This is a genomic window from Curtobacterium pusillum (genome assembly GCF_013359865.1).
Classification (GTDB): Bacteria; Actinomycetota; Actinomycetes; order Actinomycetales; family Microbacteriaceae; genus Curtobacterium; species Curtobacterium pusillum.
In genome coordinates, this window is the sequence record NZ_JABMCE010000080.1 from 139,575 (window position 1) to 157,009 (window position 17,435).

The 17,435-nt window shown below is 71.3% G+C and carries 15 protein-coding genes, 1 tRNA gene and 1 pseudogene; 9 read left to right on the top strand and 8 right to left on the bottom strand.

The window, feature by feature from the left end; all coding sequences use genetic code 11:
• Position 1: 1 nt before the first annotated feature.
• The 4 genes from HP507_RS11685 to HP507_RS11700 all read right to left on the bottom strand — a co-directional run bounded on the left by HP507_RS11685 (position 2) and on the right by HP507_RS11700 (position 2,750).
• A complete protein-coding gene (locus HP507_RS11685) occupies positions 2-304 on the bottom strand; it encodes a hypothetical protein (protein WP_175351954.1) in 303 nt (100 codons plus the stop codon).
• Positions 305-416: 112 nt separating this feature from the next.
• Positions 417-1,187, bottom strand: coding sequence for an ABC transporter ATP-binding protein (locus HP507_RS11690; protein ID WP_175351955.1), 771 nt, complete (start codon positions 1,185-1,187; stop codon positions 417-419).
• Positions 1,187-2,011, bottom strand: a complete 825-nt coding sequence (locus HP507_RS11695) for an ABC transporter permease (protein WP_175351956.1) — start codon at positions 2,009-2,011, stop codon at positions 1,187-1,189. Before HP507_RS11695 ends, HP507_RS11690 begins: the two co-directional genes overlap by 1 nt.
• A gap of 43 nt (positions 2,012-2,054) precedes the next feature.
• Positions 2,055-2,750, bottom strand: coding sequence for a phosphocholine cytidylyltransferase family protein (locus HP507_RS11700; RefSeq protein ID WP_070416669.1), 696 nt, complete (start codon positions 2,748-2,750; stop codon positions 2,055-2,057).
• Between the two features lie 299 nt (positions 2,751-3,049).
• Here HP507_RS11700 and HP507_RS11705 point away from each other — a divergent pair, with 299 nt between their 5' ends.
• From HP507_RS11705 to HP507_RS11715, 3 genes are all read left to right on the top strand, one after another.
• Positions 3,050-4,372, top strand: a complete 1,323-nt coding sequence (locus HP507_RS11705; protein ID WP_333781359.1) for an ABC transporter ATP-binding protein — start codon at positions 3,050-3,052, stop codon at positions 4,370-4,372.
• Positions 4,348-5,919 carry an ABC transporter permease gene (locus HP507_RS11710; RefSeq protein ID WP_175351957.1) on the top strand — a complete coding sequence of 524 codons (1,572 nt, stop codon included), beginning with the start codon at positions 4,348-4,350 and terminating at the stop codon, positions 5,917-5,919. The genes HP507_RS11705 and HP507_RS11710 overlap by 25 nt, the downstream gene beginning before the upstream one ends.
• A 165-nt stretch (positions 5,920-6,084) precedes the next feature.
• Positions 6,085-6,345 carry a DUF3039 domain-containing protein gene (locus HP507_RS11715; protein WP_092384164.1) on the top strand — a complete coding sequence of 87 codons (261 nt, stop codon included), beginning with the start codon at positions 6,085-6,087 and terminating at the stop codon, positions 6,343-6,345.
• A 10-nt stretch (positions 6,346-6,355) separates the two neighbouring features.
• Here the strand turns inward: HP507_RS11715 and HP507_RS11720 are convergent.
• A pseudogene (locus HP507_RS11720) lies at positions 6,356-7,651 on the bottom strand (nicotinate phosphoribosyltransferase); the annotation flags it as partial.
• Between the two features lie 189 nt (positions 7,652-7,840).
• Between HP507_RS11720 and murI the strand changes: the two are divergent.
• From murI to rdgB, 3 genes are read left to right on the top strand one after another with little or no spacing between them, the layout of a single operon-like run.
• Positions 7,841-8,686 carry a glutamate racemase gene (gene murI / locus HP507_RS11725; protein WP_175351959.1) on the top strand — a complete coding sequence of 282 codons (846 nt, stop codon included), beginning with the start codon at positions 7,841-7,843 and terminating at the stop codon, positions 8,684-8,686.
• The gene (rph, locus tag HP507_RS11730; RefSeq protein WP_175351960.1) at positions 8,683-9,414 is read left to right on the top strand and encodes a ribonuclease PH; all 732 of its coding nucleotides are present in this window, start codon (positions 8,683-8,685) and stop codon (positions 9,412-9,414) included. The genes murI and rph overlap by 4 nt, the downstream gene beginning before the upstream one ends.
• The gene (gene rdgB / locus HP507_RS11735) at positions 9,411-10,001 is read left to right on the top strand and encodes an RdgB/HAM1 family non-canonical purine NTP pyrophosphatase (protein ID WP_175351961.1); all 591 of its coding nucleotides are present in this window, start codon (positions 9,411-9,413) and stop codon (positions 9,999-10,001) included. Before rph ends, rdgB begins: the two co-directional genes overlap by 4 nt.
• A 38-nt stretch (positions 10,002-10,039) precedes the next feature.
• On the opposite strand, the gene HP507_RS11740 is transcribed toward rdgB, so the two are convergent.
• The 3 genes from HP507_RS11740 to HP507_RS11750 all read right to left on the bottom strand — a co-directional run bounded on the left by HP507_RS11740 (position 10,040) and on the right by HP507_RS11750 (position 12,311).
• Positions 10,040-10,726: a DedA family protein gene (locus HP507_RS11740; RefSeq protein ID WP_175351962.1), complete on the bottom strand. Its 687-nt coding sequence runs from the start codon at positions 10,724-10,726 to the stop codon at positions 10,040-10,042.
• 124 nt (positions 10,727-10,850) lie between these two features.
• A tRNA-Leu gene (locus HP507_RS11745) sits at positions 10,851-10,931 on the bottom strand.
• A gap of 87 nt (positions 10,932-11,018) precedes the next feature.
• Complete coding sequence (locus HP507_RS11750; protein ID WP_175351963.1) at positions 11,019-12,311, bottom strand: MFS transporter; 1,293 nt, start codon at positions 12,309-12,311, stop codon at positions 11,019-11,021.
• A 39-nt stretch (positions 12,312-12,350) separates the two neighbouring features.
• On the opposite strand from HP507_RS11750, the gene mnmA reads away from it, so the two are divergent.
• The 3 genes from mnmA to HP507_RS11765 all read left to right on the top strand — a co-directional run bounded on the left by mnmA (position 12,351) and on the right by HP507_RS11765 (position 17,423).
• Positions 12,351-13,457, top strand: a complete 1,107-nt coding sequence (mnmA, locus tag HP507_RS11755) for a tRNA 2-thiouridine(34) synthase MnmA (protein ID WP_175351964.1) — start codon at positions 12,351-12,353, stop codon at positions 13,455-13,457.
• A gap of 67 nt (positions 13,458-13,524) precedes the next feature.
• Positions 13,525-15,879 carry an NAD-dependent DNA ligase LigA gene (gene ligA, locus HP507_RS11760; RefSeq protein ID WP_175351965.1) on the top strand — a complete coding sequence of 785 codons (2,355 nt, stop codon included), beginning with the start codon at positions 13,525-13,527 and terminating at the stop codon, positions 15,877-15,879.
• Between the two features lie 329 nt (positions 15,880-16,208).
• A complete protein-coding gene (locus tag HP507_RS11765; RefSeq protein WP_175351966.1) occupies positions 16,209-17,423 on the top strand; it encodes an alpha/beta hydrolase in 1,215 nt (404 codons plus the stop codon).
• The last annotated feature ends 12 nt before the right edge of the window (positions 17,424-17,435 follow it).

Below are 17,435 nucleotides of genomic sequence, written 5' to 3' on the forward strand. Positions count from 1 at the left end.
GTCAGGCAGCACGGGCATGACCGACGAGGGACATCCGCCACAGGTACTCGGAGCGGTCGGGACGGCGCCAGCGGACGACGACGATGCCCGTGGACTCCGGGTCGGCGCCGAACACCGCGATCGAGAGTGATCGCCCGGGCTCCAGTCGTCGGACGGCGAGCGGCGGGCAGTACCCGTCGCCGAGGTGTGTCAGGGTGAGACCGTCGACGGGTTCGTCTCCGGTGTTCACCAGGTCGTAGCGGCGGGGGGCGAGGGAACGGTCGATCGTGAACGGGACGGCGTAGGCCGGTGTCGGGTGGTGCATGGACGTCACCGTAGGGTGAGGGTCTGACGTCCGGTGGCCGGTTCGGCCCGCGGGGCGGACGGCTGTGGAGGGCGGTCCGAGGGAGCCGGGTTGTGGACGGGGAGTCCGGGCGTCAGACGCCGTACTCGGACGAGTAGCGCTGCAGGGCTTCCTCGATCGTGCCGTCGAGCTGCAGCCGCCCCTTGTCGAGGTAGAGCCCCCGGTCGCAGAACCGGCGGAGGTCCTTGTCGCTGTGCGAGACGAAGAAGAGCGTGCGTCCGCCGGCCAGGAGCTCCTCGATCCGCTTGTAGCACTTCTCGCGGAACGCCTTGTCCCCCACCGCCAGGACCTCGTCCACCAGGATGACGGGTTCGTCGAGCCGTGAGATCACCGCGAAGGCGATGCGCACCTTCATGCCGCTCGACAGGTGCTTGTAGGGCGTGTCGACGAAGTCGCCGATCTCGGCGAACTCGATGATCTCGTCGAAGGCGTCGCGGATCTCCGCGCGGGACATGCCGTGGAGTCCGGCGGTGAGGTACACGTTGTCGCGGACCGAGAGGTCTCCGACGAACCCGCCGGTGATCTCGATGAGCGGCGCGACACCGGCGCCGACGTGCACGCGCCCCTCGTCCGGCAGCATCACCTGGGCCACGAGCTTGAGGAGCGTGGACTTGCCCTGACCGTTCCGTCCGACGACGCCGATCGCCTCGCCGGGACGCACGTCGAAGGTCACCCCGCGGAGGGCCCAGAACTCGTCCGCGCGTTTGCGTCGGTTGCTCCCGGCGAAGAGGTCCTTGAAGCTGCGACTCGCCCGGCGGTTGCGCTTGAACCGGATGCCGGCGTCGCGCACCGAGATCACGGGAGCGACGGTCGCGGTCAGGCCGCTCTGCTCGGTGACGGCCATCACAGCTCCTTCAGGACGCGGTGCTCGCTGCGGCGGAACACGACGAGCCCGATCGCGACGACGACGACCGTGACGACGACGGACACCGCCACCTCGAACCAGTCGAGCTGCGACGGGAAGAACGCGGACCGGTAGATGCCGAAGATGCCGCTCAGCGGGTTGAACGCCGCCAGGTCGTGCAGCTTGTCGGGGAGCGCCTGCGTGCCGTAGATGATGGGCGATGCGTAGAAGAGGAACCGGAGCACGAGCTTCACGGCGCGCTCGAGGTCACGGAAGAACACCACCAGCGGCGCCACGATCAGTCCGAGGCCGTAGACGAGGGCGCACTGCAGCACGATCGCCAGCGGGTAGAGCGCGAGCTCCCAGTGCACGTGTGCGCCGGTGGCGATGGCGAACACCGCGAGCACCGGGAGGCTGAGCAGGAACTCGATGCCCTTCGAAGCGTTGACCCGTGCGACCCAGATGCTCCGCGGGATCGTCGTCGAGCGGATGAGCTTGGTCTCCTTGATGAACGCCCGTGTCGAGTCGGACACAGCCCCGGTGAACCACATCCACGGGAGCAGGGCCGAGAGCAGGAACACGATGTACGGCTCTTCGCCGACCGAGCCGCGATGGAACACCTGCGTGAACACGAACCAGTAGATGGCCGACATCACGAGCGGGTCGAGGATCGACCAGAGGTACCCGAGCGCGGACGTCGAGTAGCGGACCCGGAGGTCGCGGACGGTCAGGAGCCAGAGGGCATGACGATAGCGCCGACCGGCGCTCCGGGACACCGCAGGTGCGGCAGCCGCGGGCGCGGTCGGCGCACTCGCTGTGGTCACGGTTTCCCTTCGGGCGGAACCGCCGAGGGGTCCTGACGGTGGTTCAGGCGAACAGGTTGTTCGCGCGCTCGAGGTCCTCGGCGAAGTCGATCTCGACCGCGTACAGGTCGGAGATGTCGATCGGGCTCCAGAGTAGCCCGTCCTCGGCGATGGCCGCCTCGATGCCGCCCTCGAAGTACTCCTGGTCGTCGACGCGGCCGAGCTGGCGGATGAGCGCCTGCTTGTCCTTCGACGAGACGTAGTTGATGCCGACCGCTTCGCCGAGTCCGCCAACGACCTGCTTCGACAGCTTGTGGATGAAGCCCTCGGCGTCGACCGTGTACTTGACCTCTTCGTCGGAGACCTTGTCGGTGTTGACGCTGACGAACGAGCGGTCCTCGTCGATCATGTCCGCGGCACGCACGAGCGCACGCGGGTCGAACACGACGTCGCCGTTCATCCAGAGGACGCCGCCCTTGCCCGTGGCCTTGAGCGCACGGAGGAGGCTCTTCGAGGTGTTCGTGGAGTCGTACGACTCGTTGTAGACGAAGTTCGCCTCGGGGAAGGCCTCGACGATGTACTCCGACTTGTAGCCGACGACGATCGTCACGCGGGCACTCGAGCCGAACGCGGCGCGGATGTTGTCGAACTGCTGCTGCATGATGGTGCGGCCGTCGCTCAGTTCGGTCAGCGGCTTCGGCAGGCTGCGCCCGAGGCGGCTGCCCATCCCCGCTGCGAGGATCACGATCTGCGTGGTCATGCTGGTCCCTTCTGGTGTCCGCCCGCGCGCCCTGGGGCACGGGCGGGCCTCGTCGAGTCTGCTCGCTGAAGGTCCGAGTTGACCGAGAAACCGTCGTCTCTGCGCTCATTCGCAGGGAGAGATCGCCTCGGGAACGCCGGCCGAAGCAGGTTTCCAAGTGGTGAACACTCCGTCGTGCCCTGGTGAATGATACGGAACGTGTCGCTTCCGGGGTACACCCACGGGGGCTTCGTGCCCAATTCGTGACACTGCAGCCGACCCGTCCGCCAGTGTCCGGAGAGCGTTGGTACGGTGGGGCGGTGGCCGCAGCAGCAGGGGATGACGACGACGTGTACACCACGTCGGACGCTGCCTGGCTGACCGAGGAAGCGGCCGCGGACGCCGCGGATGCTGCGGGCACCGAGGATGCCGAGGACGAGGCAGACACCGAGGACGACGACGCCATCGTGGCGGGCGACGCCGCTGACGACGACATGGGGGACGGGGATGCGCACGACGCCTCCGCTGAGGACGCGATGACCGACGACACGACGGTCACCGAGACGACGGAGACGGAACCGGACGTGAGCGCCGCGCCGGCCGCGGCCCCGACGACGACGGCGCGCCGACCCGGGAAGGCTCGCGGCGGCAAGGGACGTGCCACGCGCCCGACGCAGACCGCGGCGTCGACCGGCACCGTGCCTCCCGGCCCGAACACCCCGGACGAGTCGGACGCGACGAACGCCACCGGCACGACCGCGGCCGACGCGCTCGGCACGACCGCGACGGCGCCCGACGCGACCGACACCGCACCCACGAAGCCGTCCAAGAAGCGCCCCGCCGCTGCCAAGCGCCCCGCGACCGCGCAGAAGCAGCCGCAGCAGCCCGTCGTGCTCCGCGCCGACGGGCTCGTGAAGCGCTACGGCCAGACCCTCGCCGCCGACGAGGTCGACCTCGAGATCCGCCGGGGCTCGATCTTCGGCGTCGTCGGCCCGAACGGCGCCGGCAAGACCACCACGCTCTCGATGGTGACCGGACTGCTCCGTCCGGACGCCGGCAGCGTCACCGTGCTCGACCACGACGTCTGGGCCGATCCGACCGCCGCGAAGCGCGACCTCGGCGTGCTGCCCGACCGGCTCCGCCTGTTCGACCGACTCACCGGCGCGCAGCTTCTCTACTACTCGGCGACCCTCCGTGGGCTCGACGGCGCCACCGCCCGGCAGCGCAGCGCGGACCTGGCCGAGGCGTTCGGCCTCGGCGAGGCGCTCGGCCGGCAGGTCGCGGACTACTCGGTCGGCATGGCGAAGAAGATCGCCCTCGCGGCGACGCTCATCCACTCGCCCCGGGTGCTCGTGCTGGACGAACCGTTCGAGTCCGTCGACCCGGTGAGCGCGGCGACCATCACCGAGATCCTCCGTCGCTACACCCGCGGGGGCGGGACCGTGGTGCTCTCCAGCCACTCGATGGAGCTCGTGCAGCGCACCTGCGACTCCGTCGCCATCATCGTGGGCGGCAAGGTCCTCGCCTCCGGCACGATGGCGCAGGTCCGCGGGCGCAAGAGCCTCGAGGACAAGTTCGTCGAACTCGCGGGCGGCCGCGTCGTGGCAGAGAGCATGGAATGGTTGCACAGCTTCTCCGGCTGAGGGCCGACCTGCTCGCGGGCGAGGTCCGGGGGAGCGCCCGCCGGTCCGTCCTCGTCGTGCTCGGCAGCATCGCCGGTCTCGTCGCCGCGGTGTTCGTCGCGGTCGCGTTCGCGGAGCTCCGGGGGTCGGCGCCCGAGGTCGCACGCTCCGTCATCGTCCCGGTCGGTACCCTCGTCGCGTTCGCGTTCACGGTCGTCCCGCTCGTGGTCGGACGCAGCGACCAGTTCGACCCGCGCCGCTTCACGGTCTTCGGGATCGGCCGGCGCGACCTCGCGGTGGGGCTGGGCGTCGCCGGACTCGTGGGCGTCCCCATCGTCGCGGTGGCGATCGTGGCCGTGGGGCAGTCGATCGCGTGGATGCGCGGTGCCGGTGCCGGTGTCCTCGGCGTCGTCGGTGCCGTCCTCGCCATCGCCACCTGCGCGCTGCTCGTCCGGGTCGGGTGCGCCGTGGGCGCATCACTGATCGGCCCGCACCGCTCGCGGGACGCCGGCTGGCTCGTCGCGCTCGTCATCGTCGTGCTGGCGATCCCGACCGTGTCGCTCCTGCTGCGCGTCGACTGGCTCGACCCGGCGGGCGCGGAGATGCAGCGCATCGCCGACATCGCCGGGTGGACCCCGTGGGGTGCCGCCTGGGCCGTCCCCGCGGACGTCGCGAGCGGCCGTGTCGGCGAGGGGATCGTGAAGCTCCTCGTCGCGGTCGCCGTCGTGGCATTGCTCGGGTGGGCGTGGTGGGCGGTCGTCGGACGAGCGCTCGAGACGGTGGACGGCCGGGCCCGGACCCGCCGTTACCGGGGCCTCGGCTGGTTCGACACGCTTGGCTCGACGCCGGTCGCCGCGGTCGCGGCGCGTGCGCTCACCTACTGGGGACGCGATCCGCGGTACCGCGCGTCGTACCTGATCATCGTGTTCGTTCCGGTCGTCGTGATCCCGCTCGGGGTCGCCGGCGTCCCGTGGCACTGGACCGCCCTGGTCCCGCTGCCCCTCATGGCGCTGATCGCCGGGTTCCTGCCACACAACGACGTCTCGTACGACAACACGGCGGTGTGGTTGCACGTCGCCTCCGGAGCGCCGGGGTGGAGCGATCGCCTCGGTCGGCTCGTCCCGGTCATCGCCGTGGGCATCCCCGCGCTCGTCGCCGGTTCGTGGGTGTCCGCGTGGCTGTTCGGCGACTGGACCGCGTTCCCGGTCCTCATCGGCGTGTGTGCGAGCGCGCTCCTGTCCGGCCTCGGGCTGTCGAGCGTCGTGTCCGTCCTGCTGCCGTACCCGACGGTGCGTCCGGGCGACCACCCCTTCCAGCAGCCGCAGGCCGCCGGGGCGCTCGCCTCGGTGGCGCAGTCGTCGATGGTGGTCGGGATCGTCGTGTGCTCGGTACCCGCCGCGTGGCTGGCCGTGCTGGCGTTCGCGGACGGACCGGCGCCCTGGGACGTCCTGACGCTGGTCGTCGGGGTCCTGGTCGGCGTGGTCGTGCTGGCCGCGGGGGTCGCCGTCGGCGGTCGCCTCTTCGACCGGCACGGGCCGGACCTGCTGGCGGCGGCCCAGCGCAACTGACCCGGGTCGCGTCCCGGGGTGACCACCTGACGGCCTGGAGGCGCGGGTCGGCCCCGGCCCGCGCCTCCTGGCCTCGAGACGCTGGCGGCGCGCGCCGCACGCACGGTCGCGGGGTGAGCGGCACGCACCGTCGCGGCGTGAGCCGCGCCGTCGTACCCTTGACGCATGAGCATGACGGAACCCGGCGGCGGCCTCGACGTGATGGACCGCGAGCTCGAGAAGCTCCTCGAAGAGGAAGCGATCGAGCCCGGCGACCACGAGCGGTTCTCGCACTACGTCAAGAAGGACAAGATCCTGCAGTCCGCCCTCACCGGCAAGCCCGTGAAGGCGCTGTGCGGCAAGAAGTGGATCCCCGGTCGCGACCCCGAGAAGTTCCCGGTGTGCCCGGACTGCAAGGCGATCTACGAGAAGATGAAGGCCGAGTAGCCGGCCGGCTTCAGATCACCAGCGTCGGGATCGCCGGGTCCCCGCGGCCGATGCGCGACGCGTCCGCCGGCAGTTCGGCCTTGGCGAGCTTGTGGTGCGCCCGCGCCGCCTCGACGCCGTGCACCCCGAGGAACTCCTGGTGCACCTCCCCGTTCGTGACCACGGGTACGAGCAGCGGCCGCTCGTCCGGCCCGACCGGACCCGAGGTGAGCACGACCTCGGCCGTGGCGATGCCGTTGCGGAGCCGACGTCCGGCCTCCTTGCGGCCGCCCGCGGACGCCTTGTCGGCCGACTTCTTCGCGACCGGGACCCAGTCGTCCCCGTCGGCGGAGCGGTGCGCGACGAGCTTGAAGACCATGCCCGCGGCGGGGTGTCCTGATCCGGACACGACCGAGGTGCCGACGCCGTAGGAGTCCACGGGCGCAGCCCGGAGCGCGGCGATCGTGTACTCGTCGAGGTCGTTCGTGACCGTGATCTTCGTGTTCGTCGCCCCGAGCCGGTCGAGCTGTGCCCGCACGGATGCGACGACCGAGGGCAGGTCGCCGCTGTCGATGCGCACCGCGCCGAGCTTCCCGTCGGTCAGGCGGACCGCGGTGTCGACGGCGGCCTCGATGTCGTACGTGTCGACGAGCAGCGTGGTGCCGGTGCCGAGGGCGTCGAGCTGGGACCGGAACGCGGCTTCCTCGGTGTCGTGCAGCAGGGTGAACGCGTGCGCGGCGGTGCCCATCGTGGGGATGCCCCAGGTGCGCCCGGCCTCGAGGTTGCTCGTCGCCCCGAAGCCGGCGATGTACGCGGCACGCGCGGCGGCGACGGCGTTCCACTCCCCGGTGCGGCGGGAGCCCATCTCGGCGAGCGGTCGCTTGTCGGCGGCGGAGACCATGCGCGCGGCGGCGGAGGCGATGGCGGAGTCCGCGTTGAAGATGCTCAGCGCGAGGGTCTCGAGCACGACGGCCTCGGCGAAGGTGCCCTCGATCTGCAGCACGGGCGAGTTCGGGAAGAAGACCTCGCCCTCGCGGTAGGCGCGGACATCGCCCGTGAAGCGGTAGTCGGCGAGCCACTTCGCGGTGCCCTCGTCGATGACGCCGCGGTCGCGCAGGAAGCCGATCTCCTCGTCGCCGAACCGGAAGTCGGTGAGGGCCGTGAGGAACCGACCGAGGCCGGCGACCACCCCGTACCGGCGTCCGTCCGGCAGCCGGCGGGTGAACACCTCGAAGACGCAGCGGCGGTCGGCGGTGCCGTCCTTGAGGGCCGCGTCGACCATGGTGAGTTCGTACTGGTCCGTCAGGAGCGCGCTGGTCACCTGTCCGACACTAGCGACGTGCCGGTCCGGAGGCGCGGATTGTGTCGGGCGCTCGGCCGCCGGCGAGCGGGCGGGCGGGTGTGCGGGTGCGCCCGCGTCCGAGCGGGCGGTATGTGCGGGGGTCGGTGGGGTTCGCGCGCGTGTTCCGCCCGCTCGCGTTCGGCGGGGGGAGGACGGCTCGGTACGCTGGTCACCGTGACGGATGCACCGATCGGAGTCTTCGACAGCGGGGTCGGCGGGCTGACGGTGGCGCGCGCGATCATCGACCAGCTGCCGCGGGAGAGCATCCGGTACGTCGGCGACACCCTGCACTCGCCGTACGGTCCGAAGCCGATCGCGGACGTCCGGCGGTACGCGCTCGAGGTCATGGACGACCTCGTCGAGCAGGGCGTGAAGGCCCTCGTGATCGCGTGCAACACGGCGTCGTCGGCGGTGCTCCGGGACGCCCGGGAACGCTACGAGCAGGCGTACGGCATCCCCGTGGTCGAGGTCATCCAGCCCGCGGCCCGCGCCGCCGTCAAGCAGACGCGGACCGGACGGATCGGGGTGATCGGCACGGTCGGCACCATCGCGTCCCGGTCGTACGAGGACGCCTTCGCGGTCGCCTCGGGCGTCGACCTCACCCTCGCCGCCTGCCCGCGGTTCGTCGAGTTCGTCGAGGCGGGGGACACGTCGTCCCCAGCGCTGCGCGAGGTGGCCGCCGGCTACCTCGAGCCGATCCGTGCCGCGGACGTCGACACCCTCGTGCTGGGCTGCACCCACTACCCGCTCATGTCCGCCGCCATCCAGTTCGTGATGGGACCGGACGTGACACTGGTCTCCAGCGCCGAGGAGACCGCGAACGACGTCTACCGACGGCTCGTCGAGCACGGGCTCGAGCGCACCGCTCCCGAGCCGCCCGCCTACTCGTTCGAGGCGACCGGCGACGACAAGAACGGCTTCATCCGACTCGCCCGACGCTTCCTCGGACCCGAGGTCTCCAGCGTCGGCCACCTCCAGACCGGGGCCATCCCGCTGCCCCGCATCGAAAGGACCACATGAGCACCCGCATCGACGGCCGCGCCGCCACCGACCACCGTCCCGTCACCATCGAGCGGGGGTGGAGTTCGCAGGCCGAGGGCAGCGCGCTCATCTCGTTCGGCGACACGAAGGTCCTGTGCACGGCGTCCTTCACGAACGGCGTCCCGCGCTGGCTGGCCGGGAAGGGCACCGGCTGGGTCACCGCCGAGTACTCGATGCTGCCGCGTTCGACGAACGAGCGCATGCAGCGCGAGTCGATCAAGGGCAGGGTCGGCGGCCGTACCCACGAGATCTCCCGGCTCATCGGGCGCTCCCTCCGCGCCGTCGTCGACACGAAGGCGCTCGGGGAGAACACCCTCGTCATCGACTGCGACGTGCTGCAGGCCGACGGCGGCACCCGCACGGCGTCGATCACGGGCGCCTACGTCGCCCTCGCCGACGCGATCGAGTGGGGCCGCGACAAGGGCTTCATCGCGAAGAAGGCGACCCCGCTGACCGACAGCGTGCAGGCCATCTCGGTCGGCATCGTGAAGGGGGAGCCGATGCTCGATCTGGCCTACACCGAGGACTCGGCAGCCGACACGGACATGAACATCGTGACCACCGGGTCGGGGAAGTTCATCGAGGTGCAGGGGACCGCCGAGCACGCGCCGTTCGACCGTGACGAACTCAACGTGCTGCTCGACCTCGGCCTGGCCGGCAACCGGTCGCTCGCCGCCATCCAGAAGACCGTCCTGGGGATCGCGTGACGCCCCGCACGGTCGTGCTCGCGACCCACAACCAGGGCAAGGTCGTCGAGCTGCGTGAGATCCTCGGCGAGGCCCTCGGTGGCGTCGAGCTCATCGGGTACGACGGGCCGGAGCCGGTCGAGGACGGCGACACCTACGCCGCCAACGCGCTCATCAAGGCCCGAGCCGCGGTCGCGCACACCGGGCTGCCGGCGCTCGCGGACGACTCGGGCATCGCGGTGGACGCCCTCGGTGGCGCACCCGGCATCCACTCGGCCCGGTACGCCGGCACCCGTGCGGACGCGGACAACATCGCGCTGCTGCTGCAGAACCTCGAGGGGGTCGTCGAACGCACCGCGGCGTTCGTCTGCGCTGCCGCGTTCGTGACACCCGACGGCACCGAGCACGTGTTCGAGGCAGTGTGGAACGGCGAGGTGCTCACGGAACCGGTCGGCACCGGGGGACACGGGTACGACCCGGTCTTCAAGGCGGACGACGCCGACCGGTCCTCGGCGGAGCTGACCCGCGAGGAGAAGAACGCCCTCTCACACCGGAGCAAGGCGTTCCGCGGGATCGCCCCGATCGTGCGGGAGTACTTCGGCGTCTGACGCGGCCGCGCACACGGACCCCTGGCCGCGTCCGAACCCTACGGCTGCTGCTGCTCCGCTTCGGCCGCGTGCTTCGCCTTGCGCGCCGTGCGCCAGTAGTGCAGGCCCGCGGGCACGACGGTGACGAGCACGGCGAGGATGAGGATCACGTCGATGTAGTTGCGCACGATGTACGCGATGGGCGGGATGTACCCGAGGAAGTACCCGAGGAAGGTGACACCGACGCCCCAGATCACGGCCCCGACAGCGTTGTACAGCGAGTACTTCTTGTAGTCCATCCGGCCGACGCCCGCGGCGATCGGGGCGAACGTGCGGACGACCGGCACGAAGCGGGCGAGGATCACGGCGAGCGGTCCGAAGCGGTGGAAGAAGGCGTTCGTGCGGTCGACGTTCTCCTTCGAGAACAGACCGCTCTCCTTGCGCTCGAAGATGGGCGGACCGGCCTTCTTGCCGATGTAGTAGCCGAGCTCGCCGCCGAGGAACGCCGCGGCGCCGATCATCAGCGCCGCGACCCAGACCGGGATCCCGCCGATCTCGCCGCCGCGGTCGAAGGCGAACAAGCCCGTGATCACGAGCAGGCTGTCCCCGGGGAAGATGAACCCGATGAGCAGTCCGGTCTCGGCGAAGACGATCGCGCAGACGATGAGCACGGCGATCGCGCCGAAGTGGTCGAGGATGTACTGCGGATCCAGCCAGGGGATCAGGGCGAGTGCGACGGAGTGCATGGTTCTTCCGGTCGTATTGGCGGGGTCACGGGGAGGACTCCCGCGAGACGAGGGTATCGTCCGGCGGTTGCGGGCCCATCCCTCGCGGGTATGACTTGCCGGTCGGGGGCCGTGCGGACGTCCGTGCGGAAGGAGGGACTCGAACCCTCACGCCTGGGGCACAGGAACCTAAATCCTGCGTGTCTACCGATTCCACCACTCCCGCGAGCAGCGGCAGTCTACCGACCGGGACCCGCGGACCCGACGTGATCCGGGCCTCCAGACCGCTCCTGGCGGGACCGGGGACGCGCCGTCAGCGGAGCCGACGGGGGAGGTACCGCGGCACGTAGCGCAGCAGGATGCCGGCGCCGACCAGGCCGAGCACCCCCATCACCCCGCTCGCGACCGCGATCGACGCCACCGCCGTCACGCACGAGATGACGAGCGGCGCAGCCGCCTGCCCGAAGTCACCGGTGAACCGCCACGCGCCGAGGAACGGTGCCGGGTGGTCCCGCGGCGCGAGGTCCGCGCCGAGCGTCATGAGGATGCCCGAGCCGACACCGTTCGCGAGCGACATGCCCATCGCGATCGCGACGAACCAGCCGACCCGAGCGTCGAGGTGACCTGACCACGCGAGCAGGAAGTAGCTGACGCTGAGCCCGAGCATGCACGGCAGGGCGCTCGCGAGCCGGCCCCACCGGTCCATGATCTGACCGCTCGTGTAGAACAGCGCGAAGTCGACCGCGCCGGCGATGCCGATGACGAGCGCGGCGGTCGCGTCGTCGAGGCCGACGCTCACGGCCCACAGCGGCAGGATCACCTGTCGGCCGGCGCGGAGCGCGCCGATCAGGCCGGCGCCGCTGCCGAGCCGCAGCAGGACGGCGCGGTTCGCACGGATGGTGCGGAAGAGTCCGTGCGCTTCCTCTTGCACGAACTGCGCGCCGGTGTCGGTGGGCGGCTCGGTCGCGCTGGTCGCGTTCGTCGTGTCCGGCCTGGAGGCGCGGCTCGGCCTCCGGAAGCCGCGCGCGCCCGTCGCGGGGTCGCGGAGGACGAGGAGCACGACGGCCGCGAGGAGGCAGCACACGATGTGGATCCAGAAGGCGCTCTGGGTGGTGCCGGTGAGGTGCACGACCCCGGCGGCGATGAACGGGCCCACGAAGTACCCGAAGCGGAACACCCCGCCGAGGCTCGACAGCGCACGGGCTCGGATGTGCAGGGGGATCGCGGTCGTCATGTAGGCGTGCCGGGCGAGCGCGAACACCGCGGTGGAGACACCGACGAGGAACACCCCGACCGCCAGGACCCAGGCGTTCGGGGCGACCGTGCACACGAGGAGCCCGACGACGGAGACCGCTGCGGCGCCGATCATCGCGTTCCGTTCGCCGATCCGCGCGACGACCACACCCGAGGGGACGTCGCCGATGAGCTCCCCGACGAGGATGAGCGCCGCGACGAAGCCCGCGAACGCCAGGCTCGCGCCGAGCGAGTCCGCCGCGATCGGGATGAGCGGGATGATCGCGCCCTCGCCGATCGCGAAGAGGGCGGCGGGGAGGAAGCCGGACAGCACGACCGCCCGGAAGTCGAAGGCGGGGGTCTCGGAGGTCATCGCTCGTGCAAGGCTACGCCGGACGCTTACCCTGGAGGCATGCGAGTACTTGCAGCGATGAGCGGCGGCGTCGACTCGGCGGTGGCCGCGGCCCGTGCCGTCGACGCCGGACACGACGTCGTCGGCGTGCACCTCGCCCTGAGCCGGATGCCCGGGACGCTCCGCACCGGCAGCCGCGGCTGCTGCACGATCGAGGACTCGATGGACGCCCAGCGTGCCGCGTCCGCGCTCGGCATCCCGTACTACGTGTGGGATTTCTCGGCCCGGTTCAAGGAGGACGTCGTCGACGACTTCGTGGCCGAGTACCAGGCCGGCCGCACGCCGAACCCGTGCATGCGGTGCAACGAGCGCATCAAGTTCGCGGCGCTGCTCGAGAAGGCGCTCGCCCTCGGGTTCGACGCGGTCTGCACCGGGCACTACGCCTCGATCGTCACCGGCCCGGACGGCGCCCGTGAGCTGCACCGGTCGGCGGCGTGGGCGAAGGACCAGTCGTACGTGCTCGGTGTCCTGACCGCGGAGCAGCTCCAGCACGCGATGTTCCCGCTCGGCGCGACCCCCTCGAAGGACGAGGTGCGGGCCGAGGCCGCCGCGCGCGGTCTGACGGTGGCGCAGAAGCCCGACTCCTACGACATCTGCTTCATCCCCGACGGCGACACCCGCGGTTGGCTCGCGGACCGCGTCGGGACGGCGCCCGGCGACGTCGTGGAGCGGGACGGAACGGTCGTCGGCGCGCACGAGGGTGCGACCGGCTACACGGTGGGACAGCGGCGAGGGCTCCACCTCGGACGCCCCGCACCGGACGGCAAGCCGCGCTTCGTGCTCGAGATCCGGCCGAAGGAGAACACCGTCGTCGTCGGCCCGAAGGAGGCGCTCGACGTCACCTCGATGTCGGGGTCGCGGTTCACGTGGGCCGGCACCGCTCCTGCCGACGCGTCCGTGCCGTTCGCGTGCGACGTGCAGATCCGTGCGCACGCCGACCCGGTGCCGGCGACCGCGCGGGTCGCCGACGGCGAGCTCGTCATCGACGTCGACGAGCCGCTCTCGGGCGTCGCTCCGGGGCAGACCGCCGTCGTCTACGTCGGGACGCGGGTGCTCGGCCAGTGCACGATCGACGCGACGGTGTCGGCGGTGCCCGCGACGGCCTGACCGCCGCCACTCCCGGGTCGTGCCCGCCGCTGCGTCGAACGACGGTGGCGCACGGTAGAACTGGAGCATGAGCGACACGACGCCCGCGGACTCGACCTTCGAGACGCTGGACCCGGCCGACCTGGACGCCGCCCAGGCGCAGCGAGAGGTCGAACGGCTGCGGTCCCGCATCAACGAGCTCCGGAGCGCGTACTACTTCGGCGAGAACGGATCGACCGTCACCGACGCCGACTACGACGTCATGGCGCGCCGTCTCGACGCGATCGAGCACCGGTTCCCGGAGCTGGTGACCGAGGACAGCCCCACGCAGACCGTCGGCGGGCAGGTCCAGACCATCCAGTTCGCGCCGGTCGAGCACGCCGAGCGGATGCTGAGCCTCGACAACGTCTTCAGCCCCGAGGAGCTCACCGACTGGGCGGTCAAGGTGCAGCGGGACGCCGGCGCCGAGCGCGTGCGCTTCCTGTCCGAGCTGAAGATCGACGGGCTGGCCATCAACCTCCGGTACGAGAACGGGTTGCTCGTGTCGGCCGCCACCCGCGGCGACGGCGTCGTCGGCGAGGACGTCACCGGCAACGTCCGCACGATGGGCACCATCCCGGACCGGCTGACAGGCGAGGGACACCCCTCGATCGTCGAGGTCCGCGGCGAGATCTTCTTCCCGGTCGAGCAGTTCGACGAGCTGAACGCCCGGCAGCGAGAGGCGGGGGAGCGCGTCTTCGCGAACCCGCGCAACGCGGCGGCAGGTTCGCTCCGCCAGAAGGAGGAGGGCAAGTCCGAGGCGAAGCGCGAACTCATGGTCGACCGCCTCCGTCGGCTCCGGATGCTCGTGCACGGCATCGGCGCGTGGCCCGTCCGGGAACTCGAGCGCGACACCGACGTGCGCGCCCAGTCCGAGGTGTACGAGCTGCTGCAGTCGTGGGGGTTGCCGACGAGCACCCACTACCGGGTGTTCGACACCATCGACGAGGTGCTCGGGTTCGTCAAGGACTACGGCGAGCGGCGGGCCTCGGTCGAGCACCAGATCGACGGGATCGTCGTCAAGGTCGACGACCTCGGTCTGCACGAGGAGCTCGGGTCGACCTCGCGCGCGCCCCGCTGGGCGATCGCGTACAAGTACCCGCCGGAAGAGGTCCACACGAAGCTCCTCGACGTGGTCGTCAGCGTCGGCCGCACCGGGCGCGCCACCCCGTTCGCGGTGATGGCCCCGGCCGAGGTCGCCGGGTCGGTCGTCCGCCAGGCGACCCTGCACAACCAGCAGGTCGTCAAGGCGAAGGGGGTCCTGATCGGAGACACCGTCGTGCTGCGGAAGGCCGGCGACGTCATCCCCGAGGTGCTCGGACCGGTCGTCGATCTCCGCGACGGCAGCGAGCGCGAGTTCGTCATGCCCACGAACTGCCCCGAGTGCGGCACGCCCCTCGCCCCTGCGAAGGAGGGCGACATCGACCTCCGGTGCCCGAACGCGAAGAGCTGCCCGGCGCAGGTGCGCGGCCGGGTGGAGCACATCGCGTCCCGCGGCTCCCTCGACATCGAGGGTCTCGGCGAGGTCGCGGCGGCTGCACTGACGCAGCCGCTGCACCCGGAACGGCCCCCGCTCGTGACCGAGGCCGGCCTGTTCGACCTGACGATGGAGGACATCGTCCCGATCGAGGTGATCGTCCGCGACGCCGAGACCGGCATGGAGAAGACCACGGACGACGGGGCCCCGAAGCGCGTGACCCCGTTCAGCAGGGCGCGCAAGAAGACCGACCCCCCGTTCGACCCGGAGGCCCGCGGCGCCGACTACACCGGCGAGCCGAGCCGGTTCCCGTCGAAGAACGCGTTCGAGATGCTCGCGAACATCGACGCCGCGAAGACGAAGCAGCTCTGGCGCATCCTGGTCGGCCTGAGCATCCGCCACGTCGGACCGGTGGCGGCTCGTGCGCTCGCGAACCACTTCGGATCCCTCGACGCGATCCGCGCCGCCTCCCGCGAGGACCTCGCCGCGGTGGACGGCGTCGGCGGCATCATCGCCGACGCCCTGCTCGACTGGTTCGAGGTCGACTGGCACCGCGAGATCATCGACCGCTGGACGGCCGCCGGCGTGCAGTTCACGACCCCGGGCCACCCCGGGCCGGGCGCCGCGAGCGAGGAGGGCGGGGTCCTCAGCGGCCTGACGGTGGTCGCGACCGGTTCGCTGGAGGGGTACAGCAGAGAGGGTGCGCAGGAAGCGATCATCGCCGCGGGGGGCAAGGCCGCCTCGAGCGTGAGCAAGAAGACGGACTTCGTCGCGGCGGGTCCGGGGGCCGGTTCGAAGCTCACGAAGGCCGAACAGCTCGGGCTGCGGATCATCGACGCCGAGCAGTTCCGGGTGCTCGTGACGGAGGGGCCGGCGGGGCTCGGCGACGCCGCCGCGGACACGACCGAGGCCGCTCCCGCTGGCTGAGCGGACGCCGCGAGCACAACCCGCGCCTGTCCGCACGGCGCGGCACGCGCGTCCGTGTACCCAGTTCAGGGGCCAAGTTGCATCTCGCACGTCCCCGAGAAGGCCATTCTCCTTACACTCGTTAGAGCATCACCTGTCGTCTGCAGGGGGACGACGGGACGGCCTTCCCGGGGGAGACCCGATTGCTGCTCATCGCCGCGGCTCTGCTCACCGCCTCGATGCACTCGCTCGGAGTGGTCGAGGCCCCCGTCGCGCCCACAACCCATTCCGTGAGCGTCGTCGCGACGACCGCGAAGGTCTCTGAGGGGGGCTCAGTAGGACGACCGGTCATGACCGGGGTACAGAGCACGATCGACGACGTGGCCGCCGCGCGCGGCCGGACGTTCCTCGACGACCTGTCCTCACTGGACCGGTCCGAGCTCTCCCGCGCCGACCACGACCAACGCGTCGCCGCGACCGCGCAGGACGACCCGCCGACGGCCGCCGAGGTCACCACCTGGTGGGCGGGGCTCGGCGACGAGGAGCGCCGGGCCCTCGCGACGACGGCTCCGTCGGTCGTCGGGAACCTCGAGGGCGTGCCCTACTCGGTTCGCGACCGGGCGAACCGCGCGGTGCTGACGGCGGGCCTCGCGGACCAGCGGGCGAGTGCGGCCCGGACGGCGATGCTCGGGCAGGTGCGCGAATCGCTCGTGCACGAGCCGGGCGCGCCGCAGCGGTACCTCGTCACGCTCGACACCCGGGGGGCCGGCCGTGCCGCGATCGCCATCGGGGACCTCGACACCGCGGCCGACGTGACGGTCGTCGTGCCGGGCATGTTCTTCACCGTCACCGGTCAGATGACGGACTTCACGAACACCGCGAACGACCTCTACAGCGAGCAAGCGACACTCGCCGGGGTGGCCGCTCCCGGATCGGGGAGCGGAGTCGCCGTCGTCGCCTGGATGGGGTACCGCACGCCGGATCTGTCGAACATCCTCTCGCTCGGCCTCGCGAAGACCGGCGCCGAACGGCTCGAGCGCGCCGTCGGCGGCCTCCGGGCGATCCGGGACGGCGAGCAGCCCCGGGTGAACATCGTCGCGCACTCGTACGGCTCGACGGCGGCGCTGATGGCGCTGTCGTCCGGACGGATGAGCGCCGACACCCTGACCGTGCTCGGCTCCCCGGGCAGCGACGTGCAGACGGCGAAGGAGCTGGCCGTCGGTGCTGGTCAGGTGTTCGTCGGCGACGCCCACAGCGACCCCATCGCCGGTTCCGGGTACTTCGGCACGGACCCGGGATCCGCGACGTTCGGGTCGACGGTCCTCGACCTGGCCGGAGGCGTCGACACGCAGGACGCCGGCGACGTGTTCCGCAGGCCGGTCGGGCACAACGACTACCTCAAGCCCGGGACGGCGTCGCTGCACGACGTGGCCCTCATCGCGGTCGGGCGTGGTGACCTCGTCCGCGAGCAGGTGCGGCGCGGCGAGGGCGGTGGGGACGGCGTGCCCCAGACGTCGCCCGACATGTACCTCGTGCGACCGCAGGACCTCCAGCCCCGCGAGTAATCCTGGGTGAGA